Source organism: Rugamonas sp. FW305-51, from assembly GCF_058786935.1.
Window position 1 is genome coordinate 39,549 of the sequence record NZ_JBYSZG010000028.1, and the last position, 14,589, is coordinate 54,137.

13 protein-coding genes and 1 tRNA gene are annotated in these 14,589 nt (G+C 67.5%); 10 read left to right on the forward strand and 4 right to left on the reverse strand.

The genetic code is table 11. The annotated features are described in order from the left end of the window. The first annotated feature begins 3 nt into the window (after positions 1 to 3). Complete coding sequence (locus tag AC3WOS_RS18575) at positions 4 to 429, forward strand: surface-adhesin E family protein (protein WP_492717506.1); 426 nt, start codon at positions 4 to 6, stop codon at positions 427 to 429. Here AC3WOS_RS18575 and AC3WOS_RS18580 read toward each other — a convergent pair whose 3' ends face one another. Further along, positions 430 to 570 carry a hypothetical protein gene (locus AC3WOS_RS18580; protein ID WP_492717507.1) on the reverse strand — a complete coding sequence of 47 codons (141 nt, stop codon included), beginning with the start codon at positions 568 to 570 and terminating at the stop codon, positions 430 to 432. Positions 571 to 640: 70 nt separating this feature from the next. Between AC3WOS_RS18580 and AC3WOS_RS18585 the strand changes: the two genes are divergently transcribed. The 4 genes from AC3WOS_RS18585 (at position 641) to AC3WOS_RS18600 (ending at position 4,756) form a co-directional block, all read left to right on the forward strand. Continuing rightward, on the forward strand, positions 641 to 1,672 hold the full coding sequence (locus tag AC3WOS_RS18585; protein ID WP_492717508.1) for an XdhC family protein: 1,032 nt from the start codon (positions 641 to 643) through the stop codon (positions 1,670 to 1,672). 78 nt (positions 1,673 to 1,750) lie between these two features. Continuing rightward, the gene (locus AC3WOS_RS18590; protein ID WP_492717509.1) at positions 1,751 to 2,650 is read left to right on the forward strand and encodes a DMT family transporter; all 900 of its coding nucleotides are present in this window, start codon (positions 1,751 to 1,753) and stop codon (positions 2,648 to 2,650) included. Continuing rightward, entirely contained in the window at positions 2,647 to 3,672 is a 1,026-nt protein-coding gene (locus AC3WOS_RS18595) for a DNA-3-methyladenine glycosylase 2 (protein WP_492717510.1), read from the forward strand. The genes AC3WOS_RS18590 and AC3WOS_RS18595 overlap by 4 nt, the downstream gene beginning before the upstream one ends. A gap of 55 nt (positions 3,673 to 3,727) precedes the next feature. After that, a complete protein-coding gene (locus AC3WOS_RS18600) occupies positions 3,728 to 4,756 on the forward strand; it encodes a MerR family transcriptional regulator (RefSeq protein WP_492717511.1) in 1,029 nt (342 codons plus the stop codon). A 66-nt stretch (positions 4,757 to 4,822) separates the two neighbouring features. Here the strand turns inward: AC3WOS_RS18600 and AC3WOS_RS18605 are convergent, their stop codons facing one another. Both AC3WOS_RS18605 and AC3WOS_RS18610 read right to left on the reverse strand, forming a co-directional pair. Further along, on the reverse strand, positions 4,823 to 7,096 hold the full coding sequence (locus tag AC3WOS_RS18605) for a putative bifunctional diguanylate cyclase/phosphodiesterase (RefSeq protein WP_492717512.1): 2,274 nt from the start codon (positions 7,094 to 7,096) through the stop codon (positions 4,823 to 4,825). Between the two features lie 351 nt (positions 7,097 to 7,447). After that, positions 7,448 to 7,524, reverse strand: a tRNA-Met gene (locus tag AC3WOS_RS18610). A 201-nt stretch (positions 7,525 to 7,725) separates the two neighbouring features. Here AC3WOS_RS18610 and AC3WOS_RS18615 point away from each other — a divergent pair. The 5 genes from AC3WOS_RS18615 (at position 7,726) to AC3WOS_RS18635 (ending at position 13,652) form a co-directional block, all read left to right on the forward strand. After that, the gene (locus tag AC3WOS_RS18615) at positions 7,726 to 8,298 is read left to right on the forward strand and encodes an NUDIX hydrolase (RefSeq protein ID WP_492717513.1); all 573 of its coding nucleotides are present in this window, start codon (positions 7,726 to 7,728) and stop codon (positions 8,296 to 8,298) included. 7 nt (positions 8,299 to 8,305) lie between these two features. Then, entirely contained in the window at positions 8,306 to 9,034 is a 729-nt protein-coding gene (gene aat, locus AC3WOS_RS18620; RefSeq protein WP_492717514.1) for a leucyl/phenylalanyl-tRNA--protein transferase, read from the forward strand. Positions 9,035 to 9,133: 99 nt separating this feature from the next. Next, a complete protein-coding gene (locus AC3WOS_RS18625) occupies positions 9,134 to 9,874 on the forward strand; it encodes an arginyltransferase (protein ID WP_492717515.1) in 741 nt (246 codons plus the stop codon). A 52-nt stretch (positions 9,875 to 9,926) separates the two neighbouring features. After that, on the forward strand, positions 9,927 to 10,967 hold the full coding sequence (locus tag AC3WOS_RS18630; RefSeq protein WP_492717516.1) for a quinone-dependent dihydroorotate dehydrogenase: 1,041 nt from the start codon (positions 9,927 to 9,929) through the stop codon (positions 10,965 to 10,967). A 255-nt stretch (positions 10,968 to 11,222) separates the two neighbouring features. Continuing rightward, complete coding sequence (locus tag AC3WOS_RS18635) at positions 11,223 to 13,652, forward strand: TonB-dependent receptor plug domain-containing protein (protein ID WP_492717517.1); 2,430 nt, start codon at positions 11,223 to 11,225, stop codon at positions 13,650 to 13,652. Positions 13,653 to 13,658: 6 nt separating this feature from the next. Here AC3WOS_RS18635 and AC3WOS_RS18640 read toward each other — a convergent pair whose 3' ends face one another. After that, positions 13,659 to 14,588 (reverse strand): CysB family HTH-type transcriptional regulator, encoded by a 930-nt coding sequence (locus AC3WOS_RS18640; protein WP_492717518.1) that lies wholly within the window; start codon positions 14,586 to 14,588, stop codon positions 13,659 to 13,661. Between the last annotated feature and the right edge of the window lies 1 nt (position 14,589).

Consider the following 14,589-nt stretch of genomic DNA (forward strand, 5'->3'; position numbering starts at 1 on the left):
GCCATGCGCGCCTGGCTGCTGCTGCTGCCGCTACTGCTGCTGATCGGCTGCGGTACGGCGCAGGCGGCGGGCAAGGGAACGCGCCACGGCACCCACTGGAGCCGCGTGGGACGGGCCGAAGGCGCCACGCTGTACCTGGACCGGCGCGGCATCGTGCGCCAGGAACAGGGCCGGCGGGCCTGGACGCTGCGCTCCTTCCGCCGCCCGCAAACCACGCCGGGCGGCAAACCCTATCGCTCGATGAAGGCCCAGCATGTGTATGCGTGCGGCGCACGCAGCGCCACGCTGCTGGCGCAGATCTACTATCCGGAAGCGATGGGCAAGGGCGAGCCGGTAGAGAACTACCGCTTCGAACAATTCAGCCCGGAAGCCATCGCGCCCGGCACACCCTACGCCGCCGCACTGGCGGCCGTGTGCCGGCGCCGTTAGTTAAAAATTCGGGAAGTTGGGGAACAGCGCGCCCATCACCCAGGTGAGGGCGACGCAGAACAGCACGGCGATGATCAGCACGATCAGCAGGCGCCCGAACTTGGGATTGCCGTCATCGTCATGGTTGTCGGGTTGGGTCATCAGGTGTTCCTGCAGGCTTTGGAGAGCCATAGTATAGTCGAATGCCTGCAGCCCGGAGGAAGCCACCGTCATGGACAGCATCGACCTTGAAGTACTGAAAACCTGCGCCGGCTGGATCGCCGCCGGCCGCCGCTGCGAACTGGTCACCGTCATCAAGACCTGGGGCTCCAGCCCCCGCCCCGTGGGCGCCACGCTGGCCATCTGCGAAGACGGCAGCGTGATCGGCTCCGTCTCCGGCGGCTGCATCGAGGACGACCTGATCGAGCGCGCCCGCGGCGCCGGCCTGCAGCGCAGCGTGCCCGAGCGGGTCAGCTACGGCATCAGCGCCGACGAGGCGCACCGCTACGGCCTGCCCTGCGGCGGCACCATCGAACTGGCGATCGAACCGCTGTCGGCCCGCAGCCGCATCGACGAGCTGCTGCAACGGCTGGAACGGCACGAGCTGGTCGAACGCCGGCTCGACATGGCCAGCGGCGCCGTTACCCTGGCGCCGGCCCCGCCCGGCGCCGCCATGGCCGCCGGCGCGCGCGAACTGGTGACGCTGCACGGGCCCCGCTGGCGCCTGCTTATCATTGGCGCCGGCCAGCTGTCGCGTTTCCTGGCCCAGGTGGCCACGGCCATGGATTACCACGTCATCGTCTGCGACCCGCGCGAGGAATACCGCAGCGGCTGGAACCTGGACGGCGTGCAGCTGGTCCACGCCATGCCCGACGACCTGGTGCTGGAACTGAAGCTGGACCACCGCAGCGCCGTCGTGGCCCTGACCCACGATCCCAAGCTGGACGACCTGGCCCTGATGGAGGCGCTCAAGTCCGACGCCTTCTACGTGGGCGCCATCGGCTCGCGGCTCAACAACGGCAAGCGGCGCGAACGGCTGCTACAGTTCGACGTCACGCCGGCCCAGCTGGCGCGCCTGCACGGCCCCATTGGCCTCTACATCGGCAGCAAGACCCCGGCCGAAATCGCCATCGCCATCCTGGCCCAGATGACGGCCATCAAGAACGGCGTGCCGGCCGCCCTGCAAGTGGGTCACGCGGCCACGCCCGATACGCCCGGCAGCAACGCCTGCGTGGCCGAACCGGCGCCGGGCGGCCCCGCCTGACGAATTCAAGAGCAAGAAGCGGCTGGCGCGAACGCCGCCCATGCCCGACAATCACGCTTTTCAAACGGGAACCTGTCCATGAGCCCTGCCAACCTGTTCAGACTGATACTGCTGGCCGCCATCTGGGGCGGCTCCTTCCTGTTCATGCGCATCGCCGCGCCCGTGCTGGGCGCCGCCCTGCTGATCCAGTACCGGGTGCTGTTCGCCGCCCTGTTCCTGGCCGTGGTGGCGCTGGTGCTGCGCAAGCCGCTACAGCTGCGCCAGCACTGGAAACACTACCTGATCCTGGGCCTGTTCAATTCCGCCCTGCCCTTCCTGCTGTTCGCCTTCGCCGCGCGCACGCTGTCGGCCTCGCTGATGGCCGTGCTCAACGCCAGCACGCCGCTGTGGGGCGCGCTCATCGGCGCCGTGTGGTCGCGCCGCATGGTCGCGCCCACCGTGGTGGCGGGCCTGCTGCTGGGCGCCGCCGGCGTGGCGCTGCTGGTCAGCTTCGACCATGTGAGCGCCGGTCCCGGCGCCGGCCTGGCCATTGCGGCCGTGCTGTTCGCCTCCTTCAACTACGGCATCGCCAGCAACTACGCCAAGTCGGCCAGCCCGGCACAGTCGGTGCCGCCGTTCGCCAACGCCCATGGCAGCATGTGGGCCGCCACCTTGCTGGTACTGCCCGTGTCGCCATGGTTCCCGGCGCCGGCCACACCCACCATCGGCATCATGGGCGCCGTGCTGGCACTGGGGGTCCTGTGCAGCGGCGTGGCCTACCTGCTCTATTTCCGCCTGATCGAGGACGTGGGGCCGGCATCGGCCCTGACGGTGACCTTCCTCAGCCCCGTGTTCGGCATCCTGTGGGGTGTGCTGTTCCTGGGCGAGACGACAGGCTGGTACACCTGGAGCGGCGCTGCCATCGTCCTGCTGGGCACGGCCCTGGTGACGGGCTTCCGCCCCAGTCTGGGGACGATGCGCAAGGCAGGCGCCGCATGACCAAACGCAAGACACAAGCGGCGACACCAGCCACCACGCAACCGGCCGCGCTGCAATTCACGCTGCCGCTGCCAGCCGGCTACCGGCTCGACGACGTGCTGGCCTTCCATCGGCGCGACGCGGAAAGCGTGGCCGAGCAGGTCACGCCGCAGCGCCTGCGCAAGGGCATGCTGCTCGACGGCGTGCCGGTGGTGCTCGACATCGCGCTCAACATGGCGTACGACAAAGCGTACGCCCCCACGCACGACAGCGCGCCGGGCGGCACGCCCGCGCCATCCAGCGCCAGCTGCACCGTGCTGACTGACGGCCCATGCACGCCGGCCATCGCGGCCCAGGCCAGGGCCGCGGTGGACGCCGTGCTGGGCCTGCGCATCGATCCCCAGCCGTTCGCCGACTTCACGGCCGACGATCCCCTGTTCGGCCCCCTCACGCGGGCCCATGCCGGATTGCGCGTGGTGCAGTCGGCCACCATTTTCGAAGCGCTGACCTGGGCCATCATCGGCCAGCAGATCAACCTGTCCTTCGCCATCGCGCTGCGCCGCACCTTCATCCTGCAGGCCGGATGCCGGCACAGCTCCGGATTGTGGTGCTATCCGGACGCGGCCAGCGCGGCCCGCGTGCAGCTGAGCGAGCTGACGGAGCGCAAATTCTCGCGCGCCAAGGCGGAAACGGTGCTGCGCCTGGCCCAGCTGGTGGCCAGCGGCGAACTGCGGCTGGCCCTGGGACCGGACTACGGCATCGAACAAGTGTCGGCCGCCCTGCTGGCCGTCAAGGGCATCGGCCCGTGGACCGTCAACTACGGCCTGCTGCGCGGCTACGGCCACGCCGACTGCTCGCTGCACGGCGACGTGGCCGTGCGCGCCGCCCTGCAGCAGCTGCTGGGCGAGTCGGCCAAGCCCGACATGGCCCGCACCGAGCACTTCCTGGCCCGCTACCGCCCACACCGCACCATGGCCGCCGCCCACCTGTGGGCCAGCCTGCATCCGCCCGCGCCCGCCGGCGGCGACATCAAAACCGCTTGACCCTCACCCAACGTCAGGTCTTAGTCTGGCTGCACGCCTGAGGAAAGGAGCAAGCATGTTGCTGAAAGTGGGAGAACTGGCCAAGCGCACGGGCCTGACCGTGCGCACCCTGCATCACTACGACGGCATCGGCCTGCTGCGGCCCTCGGCCCGCTCCGAGAGCGGCTACCGGCTCTACCAGCGCGACGACATCGCCCGCCTGCACCAGATCCAGGCGCTGCGCCGCTTTGGCATGTCGCTGGCCGACATCGGAGCCTTCCTGGACCGGCCGGACACACCGTTTTCCGCCATCGTCGCGCAGCAGATCGCGGCGCTGGAACGGCAGATCGCCCAGGCCACGCGGCTGCGCACGCAACTGACGCAGCTGCAGCGCCAACTCGATCACGGTGAACCACCCGCGCTGGCCGATTGGCTAACCACGTTGGAGTTGATGACCATGTACGACAAATACTTTAGCAAGGAAGAACTGGAACAGCTGGCCTTCCACCACGAGCCGCAACGGGCCGCGGAATGGGCCACGCTGGTGGCGCGGGTGCGCGCCCTGATGGACGGCGGCACGCCGGCCGACAGCGAGCAAGTGCAGCAGTTGGCCTGCCACTGGATGACGATGCTCGAGCGGGACACCCGGGCCGATCCCGACCTGGCCCGCCGCATCAACCTGGTGATGGCGCAGGAGCCGGCGGCCCAGCACAGCACAGGCATCACGCCCGAGCTGCTGCGCTATGTGACGACGGCATTTTCGGCCCACAAGCTGGCCATCTACGCCCGCTACCTGGACGCCGATGCGCTGGAACACATGCGCGCCCACAGCGGCCAGCGCACCCAGGACTGGCTGGTCCTGATCGCGGCCGTGCAACAGCAGATGGACGCCGGCGCGGCGCCCGGCGACGGGCCCGTGCAGGCGCTGGCGCAGCAGTGGCTGGTCCTGTTCCGCAGCTACGCGGGCGACCGTCCGGAGACGCGCGAGAAGATGCGGCTGGCGCTGGCGCAGGAGCCGCAGCTGATGCTGGGCACCTGGATGACGGACCAGATGATGGCCTTCATCCGTCAGTCCATTGCCACGCTGCCCGCCGCCGGTAAATAGCGTGGCTGCGCCCCCGCTCGCACGGGGCCGGACGGCGTTCGCGGCGCCGCAGCACGCGGTGGGCCCTTACGCCGCGCATGGTTCCACCTGGCGGGCAAAGCGGCCGAATTGTTCGGCCGTGAGCGGCTTGCTGAAGTAATAGCCCTGGATTTCCTCGCAGCCGTGCTCGCGCAGGAAGTCCAGCTGGGCCGCCGTCTCCACCCCTTCGGCGATGGTGCGCAGTCCGAGTCCGCGCGCCATGGCGATGATGGCCGTGACGATGGCCCGGTCCTCCGGATCGGCGCTGATGTCGCGCACGAAGGACTGGTCGATTTTCAGCTTGTAGACCTTGAACTTCTTCAGGTAGCTGAGCGAGGAATAGGCGATGCCGAAATCGTCGATCGCCATCCGCACGCCCCGCTCATGCAACTGGTCCATCACGGCGATGGCGGCCGGCGGGTCGTGCATGGCGCCGCTTTCCGTCAGTTCCAGCTCCAGGTACTGGGCCGGCAACTGTTCCTCGGCCAGGATGGTGGCCACCATGGCCGGCAGGTTGGGATGGCGGAACTGCATGGTCGACAGATTGACGGCCATCACGAACGGCGCCATGCCCTCGTCCAGCCACGCCTTCATCTGGCGCACGGCGCGCCGCAGCACCCACTCCCCGATCGGGACGATCAGGCCGCTGTCCTCGGCGGCCGGGATGAACTCTTCCGGCGACACCTGCCCCAGCACGGGATGGTGCCAGCGCAGCAGCGCTTCGGCGCCGATGATGCGGCCGTCGCGGGCGCTGCACTGGGGCTGGTAGTGGATGGTCAGCTGGTGCTGCTCGAGCGCGTGGCGCAGCGCGCCCACCACCTGCATGCGGCGCACGGTCATCGCCTCGATCTCGGCCGTAAAGAAGCAATAGCGGTTGCGCCCGTTCTGCTTGGCCCGGTACATGGCCGCGTCGGCACACTTGACCAGTCCTTCCAGGTCGCCGCTGTCGTCCGGATACAGGGCGATGCCGACCGAGCCGCTGACGGTCAGTTCGTGCTGCTCGATGGAGAATGGTTCCTCCACCACGTCCAGGATGCGCTGGGCGGTCTGCGCCAGGCCGGCCACGTCCACCCCGTGCAGCAGGAACACGAATTCATCGCCGCCCAGCCGCGCCACCATGTCGCCGGCGCGCATGATGGCACGCAGCCGGCGCCCCAGCGCCACCAGCAGCGCGTCGCCCACGCTGTGCCCCAGGCTATCGTTGATGTCCTTGAAATGGTCGAGATCCAGGAACAGCAGGGCCAGCTGCTGGCCGCTGCTCGCGGCCTGGCCGATGGCAAACTCGATGCGCTCGTCCAGCTGCACCCGGTTGGGCAGGCCCGTCAGGACATCGTAATGGGCCAGGTACTGGATGCGCTCCTCGGCCAGCTTGCTCTTGGTGATGTCGCGCGACACGCCGAACAAGCCGATCACGTTGCCGGACGGGTCATACACGGGGCCCTTGGTGGACTGGAACAGGATACGCTCGCCGTCCTGGTTGACGATATGCTCTTCCATGGTCTGGGTACGGCCCGACGCGATGAGCTCGCGGTCCTTTTGCAGCAAGGCCAGCGCCGATTCGGCCGGCAGCATGGCCAGGTCGTCGCGCCCCACCACCTCGGCCTGCGTGCGGCCCAGGAAGGCGGCGGCGGCGCCGTTGGCCATCAGGTAGCGGCCGTGCAGATCCTTGACGTAGATGGCGTCCGACGTGCCGCTGATCACGCTGGTGAGTAGGTTGCGGTCCACGTCGCGCCGGTGCAGGGCGCCGCGCAGCACCTCGCTCAACACGCTGACGACGATGCCGTTGAGCACAAGCAGGCTCCAGACCAGCAAATCGGCGCCATGGGCGAATCGCATGCTGTACAGCGGTTCGATCGCCAGCAGCTTGTCGCCCACCGATGCCACGGCCGTGGCCAGCAGTCCCGGCCCCAGTCCGCCCAGCATGGCGCTGAGAATGATGGGTAGCATGAACAGGATCAGCCAGGGATGGTGCTGGTCGGGCACCGCCATGTGCAGCCGGGCGAACAGGGTGGCGCCGGCCAGGGCGGCCGCCAGCACATAGGCCAGCGGGCCATTGTTGCGCGCGGGCGCCAGGCCGCCGGCCATCATGGACAGCAGCGATTGCGGGCGCGATTCGTCCGCGGCCAGCGAGCGCAAGGCGAGGAAATAGCCGACCGCCGTGCAAACGACGAAGAACACGCCCTTGGCCGTCGACAGCCAGGCCGCGTCCCGTACGGTGACCAGGCCCAGCAGCATCTGGTCGGACAGGAAGATCCAGGCCAGGGCCAGCACCGTGTAGCTGACGGTAACCAGGGTGATGAAGCGACTGCGCGATGGTGCCATTCAATCCCCCTAACAGGTAGCGGCGTGCAAAGCATCCAGGTGACGTCCGGCCGATGGCGGGACGGCGGCTCCGGAAAGTTCCGGATGGGTTCAGGCGGCTGGCACGGTGCTTGGGGGCGCAGACTGGCGTTGGGGGAGCGACAACCCGCGGGACGGAGGGGGGATGCCAGCTCAACGCATATGTTTGGAGAGTAACATTGAACTTCCGCGGCAACCATGCTTCTTGCGCTACATCAATTGCGGAGTTCCATTTCCATGATCTGGGTCAAATCATCGCCGGACGCTGTTGCATGGTCGCAGCAATAAAAAAACCGTCACCAGCTTAGCACGGATGACGGTTTTTTTGGAATTTGGTTGCGGGGACAGGATTTGAACCTGTGACCTTCGGGTTATGAGCCCGACGAGCTGCCAGACTGCTCCACCCCGCGTCTGATGCAATCATTATAGGGCAGTTCGTTGATTTAGGCAATATTAATCCTGAAATCGCTGGCGATAGGCCGTATAAATCCCAAGCGGGGGCCGGCGGCGCCCCGTTTTCCGCCATTTTCCGCCCCCCACAGCGGCCGCGGGCACGCCGCGACGGGCGCAATCGGTGTAAAGTAAGCACATAACGACTCGAGCTACCCCCTATGAAATTCTGTTCCGAATGCGCCCACCCCGTGTCCCTGTCCGTGCCGGCTGGCGACAACCGTCCGCGCTACGTGTGCACCCACTGCGCCACCATCCATTACCAGAACCCGAAGATGGTGCTGGGCTCGATTCCCGTATGGGAGCGCGACGGCCAGACCCAGGTACTGCTGTGCCGGCGCGCCATCGAACCGCGCTACGGCTACTGGACCCTGCCGGCCGGTTTCATGGAGAACAATGAAACGACGTCCCAGGCCGCCGTACGCGAGACGGTGGAGGAAGCGGGCGCCAACATCGAGCTGGGCCAGCTGTTTACCCTGCTCAACGTGGCGCGCGTACACCAGGTCCACATGTTCTACCTGGCCACGCTGCGCGACCTCGATTTCGCGCCGGGCGAGGAAAGCCTGGAAGTGAAAATGTTCACGGAAGCGGAGATCCCGTGGGACGAGCTGGCCTTCCCCACCATCCGCACCACGCTGGAGCTGTATTTCGCCGACCGGGCCCGCATGCGCGAGGGCGGTTGCCACGGCTTTTACACCCAGGACATCGATCGCCCCATGCGCACCGACCTCTGAGGCGGCCATGATCCCCTGGCTCGAAGCCCACAGCCCTTTTCCGGACGTGGCCAGCGCGCTCACGACGGATGCCCCCGGCCTGCTGGCGGCCGGCGCCGACCTGTCGCCCCAGCGCTTGTTGGCCGCTTACCAGCGCGGCATCTTCCCCTGGTTTTCCGAAGGCCAGCCCATCCTGTGGTGGAGCACCGACCCGCGCATGGTGCTGATGACGGACCAGTTCCGCATCAGCGACAGCCTGAAAAAGACGTTGCGCAAGGTCGAACGCAGCCGCCACACGGACGGCCGCTGGCAGGTGCGCTTCGACAGCGCCTTCGAGGCCGTGATGCGGGCCTGCGCCGCGCCCCGCAAGGACGGCCCCGGCACCTGGATTTCGCAGGACATCATCGACGGCTACACGGGCTTGCACAAGCTGGGTTACGCCCATTCGTCCGAGCTGTGGCTCGATGGCAAGCTGGTGGGTGGCGCCTATGGCGTGTGCATCGGCCGCATGTTCTATGGCGAATCCATGTTCGCCCGCGTCAGCGACGGCTCCAAGGTGGCGCTGGCCTACCTGGTGCAATTCCTGCGCAGCCACGGCGTGGCCATGATCGACTGCCAGCAGGAGACGGCCCACCTGGCCTCGCTGGGCGCGGCGCCCATTCCCCGCGCCCGCTTCCTGGCGCATCTACGCAACAATATTGCTTTGCCGCAGATTTCCACATGGGAACCAATTGCGCCCTTGCCGGCGCCCGGTTAAGCTGATCCTGCATGCGCGCGCGCACGCCACGGCGCCCGCAACGCGCTAAGATATGCCTGAACATCGCACCTGTTTTGCCACCGTATCGATAGGACGTCCATGACGCACCTGAACGACCTGCCCTTCGCGACGCTGCAGTTTTACACGACGGCGCCCTACCCCTGCAGCTACCTCGATGGCCGCCAGGCCCGCTCGCAGGTAGCCACCCCATCACACCTGATCAACGCCGACGTCTATTCCGAGCTGGTCAAGAACGGCTTCCGGCGCAGCGGCATCTTCACCTACCGCCCCTATTGCGACGGCTGCCAGGCCTGCATCCCGGTGCGGGTGGTGGCCGACCTGTTCACGCCCAGCCGCACCCAGCGCCGCGCCTGGGTGCGCCACGGCCAGCTGCGGGCGGCCGTGGCCACGCTGTCGTTCTCCGACGAGCACTACGCGCTCTACCTGCGCTACCAGAGCGCGCGCCACGCGGGCGGCGGCATGGACCAGGACAGCCGCGACCAGTACGCCCAGTTCCTGCTGCAAAGCCGGGTCAACACGCGGCTGGTCGAATTCCGCGACCCGGACGGCACGCTGCGCATGATCAGCATCATCGACATGCTGTCGGACGGCCTGTCGTCCGTCTACACCTTCTTCGACCCGGACGTGGAAGGGGCGTCCTACGGCACCTTCAACGTGCTGTGGCAGATCGAGCAGGCGCGCGAGCTGGGCCTGCCCTACGTCTACCTGGGCTACTGGATTGCCGAGAGCCCCAAGATGAGCTACAAGATCAACTTCCGGCCGCTGGAAGCGCGCATCAAGGGCCAGTGGGGCGTGTTGCAGCCGCCGCGCCAGCATTAGGGCTTGCCGGTCGGACACGGTAAAATGCGGCATCCCATTCTGAGTGCCCTCCATGTCCGACAATTTCCTGTATTCCCTGGCCCGTCCCCTGCTGTTCTCCATGGACGCCGAAGCGGCCCACCATTTCACCCTGCCGGCCCTGAAGCGGGCCGCCGCGCTGGGCCTGACCAAGTGCGTCAAGCAGCCGCTGCCCGATCCCCGTACCGTGATGGGGCTGACGTTCAAGAACCCGGTCGGCCTGGCCGCCGGCCTGGACAAGGACGGCGCCTACATCGACGCGCTGGCCGACCTGGGCTTCGGTTCGATCGAAGTGGGCACCGTGACTCCGCGCGCCCAGCCCGGCAACCCCAAGCCGCGCATGTTCCGCCTGCCGGCCGCGCACGCCATCATCAACCGCATGGGCTTTAACAACGGCGGCGTGGACGCCTTCGTGGCCAATGTGCAGGCGTCGCGCTTCTACCAGGACAAGGCCGGCGTGCTGGGCCTGAACATCGGCAAGAACGCCGACACCCCGATCGAGCGGGCCGTGGACGACTACCTGCTGTGCCTGCAGAAAGTCTATCCGTATGCCAGTTATGTGACGGTCAACATTTCCTCACCCAACACCAAGAACTTGCGCCAGCTGCAGGGCGGCTCCGAGCTCGACGGCCTGCTGGCCCAGCTCAAGGAAGCCCAGTCGCGCCTGGCCGACCAGCACAAGCGCTACGTGCCGCTGGCCCTGAAGATCGCGCCCGACATGGATGGCGAACAGGTCAAGAACATCGCCGACGCCCTGCTGCGCCACAAGATCGACGGCGTGATCGCCACCAACACCACGCTCAGCCGCACGGCCGTGCAAGGGATGCAGCACGGCGAGGAAGCGGGCGGCCTGTCGGGCGCGCCCGTGTTCGAGCTGTCCAACCAGGTGATCCGCCTGCTCAAGGCGGAACTGGGCGAGGCCCTGCCCATCATCGGCGTGGGCGGCATCATGCGCGGCACGGACGCGCGCGCCAAGTTCGAGGCGGGCGCCCAGCTGGTCCAGCTGTACAGCGGCCTGATCTACGCTGGCCCGTCCCTGGTGCGCGACTGCGCCGACGCGCTGCGGGGCCGCTGAACGTTCGCCGCCCGCCCATCCGCCCGCCCTGGCCCGGGCGGATGGGCTGCCGCCCTGCCGCGGCGACTCTCCACTGTTTCGTTTCCACCACAAAATCCCGCCTGTCCGCCGCACAACTGCCGTGCGCGCCGCCCCTGCCTGCAGCTTATTTTATTACTGTATATCATTACTTGAAACGATTCTTGGGCGACAATTTTGCCCAGAGTTAAGCTCGCTGTTCCTCTTGCTTCCACTGACCTCACTGGAGAGAATTGCATGCGTTTCCGTTCCCGACACAGCCCAACGCCGCCGGCCGTCCTGGCCACCACCCTCATCGCCACCCTGGGCTTGCCCGCCGCCGCCCAGGAGACTGCGCCGCTGGAAGGCGAATTGCCGTCCGTGGTGGTGGTGACGGGCACCTACGCCAAGAACCGCCGCACGGTCGACTCCGAATCGCCGATCGACATCATCGGCGCGCGCGAACTGCAGGCGACGGGCGCGACCGAACTGGCCACCGTGCTGGGCCGGCTGCTGCCCTCGGTCAACTTCCCCCGGCCATCCGGGGCCGACGCCAGCGACGCCGTCCGGCCCGCCCAGCTGCGCGGCCTGTCGCCCGACCAGACCCTGGTGCTGGTGAACGGCAAGCGGCGCCACACGTCGGCCGTCGTCAACGTCAACGGCACCCAGGGCCGCGGCTCGGCGCCCGTGGACTTGAACGCCATCCCGCTGGCCGCCATCGACCACATCGAAGTGCTGCGCGACGGCGCCGCCGCCCAGTACGGTTCGGACGCCATCGCCGGCGTCATCAACATCATCCTGAAAAAAGGCCCCAACGGCGGCGACGCGGAACTGGGCGTGGGCCAATACCAGCAGCGCGACGGCAAGCAAGTGTCGCTGAGGGGCTCGGGCGGCTTGCCGCTGGGCGACAACGGTTGGATACGGGTCGCCGTCGAGGCGGGCGACCGCGACCCCACCAACCGCGCCGGCCCCGACCTGCGCAACGCCAGGGAACCGCGCTACGGCCAGGTCAACCAGCGCTTCGGCGACCCGGAGACGCGGCCCCGCACCGTGTTCGTCAACAGCCAGTACGCCATCAACGACGACCTGGAATGGTATGCCTTCGCCAACTACGGCCAGCGCGATACATCGGCCGCCGCCACCTGGCGCACGGCCCTGGTCGCCGTCAACAAGCCGCCCACGCCGACCGAGCCCGCCCAAACCGTCTTTGTGCAACGCACCCCGGTGTATCCGGACGGCTTCCTGCCGCTGGAAAACAGCAGCTCCACCGACCAGGCGCTGGTGACGGGCCTGCGGGGTGAAGCGGGCGGCTGGCGTTGGGACGCCAGCGTCAACTACGGCAACAATGCCTTCCAGCTCGACCTGGACCACACGGTCAACCAGGACCTGGGTGCCGACAGCCCCACCCACTTCCATGCAGGCAAGCTGGAGAACACACAGACACTGCTCAACGTGGACGTGGCGCGCGACTTTCCCATGGCCGCCTTCAGCGGCCCCCTGACGGTGGCGCTGGGCGCGGAGGCGCGTCATGAAAAATACACGATCAGCGCCGGCGATGCCGCCTCCTACCTGGGCTCGGGTTCGCAGGGCTTTTCCGGCTTCCGCCCCGTCAACGCGGGCAGCAACAGCCGCCACAACACGTCGCTCTACCTGAACCTGGAGGCGGAAATCAGCCGCCAGTTTTCCGGCTCGGCGGCGCTGCGCCATGAACGCTACAGCGATTTCGGCAACACCACGTCGGCCAAGGGCTCGGCCCGTTATGCCTTCAGCGACGCGTTGTCGCTGCGCGGCACGGCCTCGTCCGGCTTCCGGGCGCCATCGCTGGCGCAGCAGTTCTACACCATCACCACCACCAATTTTTCCGTGGTCAACGGCGTCAACACGCCGATTGAGACGGGCACCTTCGCCGTCGGCAGTGCCGCCGCCGGCGCACTGGGCGCCACCCCGCTCAAGGCCGAAAAGGCCCGCAACTACAGCCTGGGCCTGCAGGTGCAGCCGACCAATAACTGGAATGCCACCATCGACGCCTACCGCATCGACGTGGACGACCGCATCGCCCTGTCGGCCAACATGACGCTGTCGGACACGCTCAAGCAGGCGCTGGCCGCGCAAGGCATCCTGGTGGGCGCGGGCCGCTATTTCACCAACGCCATCGACACCCGCACCACGGGCGTGGATGTGGTCAGCACCTACCGCTGGTTCATGGCGCCGGCGCGCCGGGTGGACTTCACGCTGGCCTACAACCACAACCGGAGCACGCTGGAGCGGGTGGCCCCCAACCCTGCCCTGCTGACGGCCAACGGCCTGACCCTGATCGACCGCCAGACCGTCAACCGGATGACGGTCGGTTCGCCGCGCGACAAGTTCAGCCTGGCCGCCGACTACACGGCCGGCCCGTGGAATGGCCGCGCCACCGTGACCCGTTACGGCAGCTTCACGGTACCGCAGAACAATCCGGCGCTGGACCAGGTATTCGACCCGCAGTGGGTGCTGGACCTGGCGGCCAGCGTCAAGCTGGGCAACAACTGGAAGCTGACGGCCGGCATCGACAACGCCAGCAACCGCTATCCGGACCAGGTGACGTCGGCGGGCAACCTCAACAACAACGGCATCACCCCCTACAGCGGCTTCTCACCGAACGGCTTCAACGGCCGCTACTACTACGCCAAGGCCGGCTACAGCTGGTAAGGCCGGTCAGGTGGCGGCTACGCCCAGGGCGGCGTCGATCTCGGCCCGGGTCAGCCCGGGCGCGAACTGCTGGATGAAGTCATAGGCGTAGCAGCGCAGATAGGCGCCGCGCCGCACGGCCAGCCGGGTGGTGTTGGTGGCGAACAAATGGGACGCTTCCACCGCCCGCAAGCCGTGGTCGCGTCCATGGTCGAAGGCCATCGAGGCGACGATGCCCACGCCCAGTCCCAGCGACACATATTGCTTGATCACGTCGGAATCCATGGCCGTCAGCACGATGTCCGGTTGCAGGCCGGCCTGGCTGAAGGCGGCGTCGATGTGGCCGCGGCCCGTGAAGCCCTTGTCGTAAGTGATCAAGGGCACGTCGGCCAGGTCTTCCAGCCGGATCGGGGTGCGCGTCAGCAGCGGATGGCCTTCCGGCACCACGATCAGGTGGCTCCAGCGGTAGCAGGGGAAGGACACCAGTTCCGGATACTGGGACAGGCCTTCCGTGGCAATGCCGATGTCCGTCTTGCCCGACAATACCCATTCGGCGATATGGTCCGGCGCGCTTTGCTGCAGGCCGATGCGCACCTCCGGATAGGCGCTCCGGAACGCCTGCACCACGCGCGGCAGCGCGTAGCGGGCCTGGGTGTGGGTGGCCGCCACGTTGAGCGTGCCGCTACGCTGGCCGGCGTATTCCTGGCTGGCCTGCTGCAGGTTTTCCGCCTCCACCAGCAAGCGCTCGATGATCTTCAGGATGCCCTTGCCCGGCTCCGTCATGCCCGTCAGGCGCTTGCCGTTGCGCTCGAAGATGACCACGCCCAGCTCGTCCTCCAGCTCGCGGATCTGGCGGCTCACGCCCGGTTGCGACGTAAACAGCGCGTTCGCCACTTCCGTCAGGTTGTAGCCGCGGCGGGCCGCTTCGCGCACGGAGCGCAGTTGTTGGAAATTCATC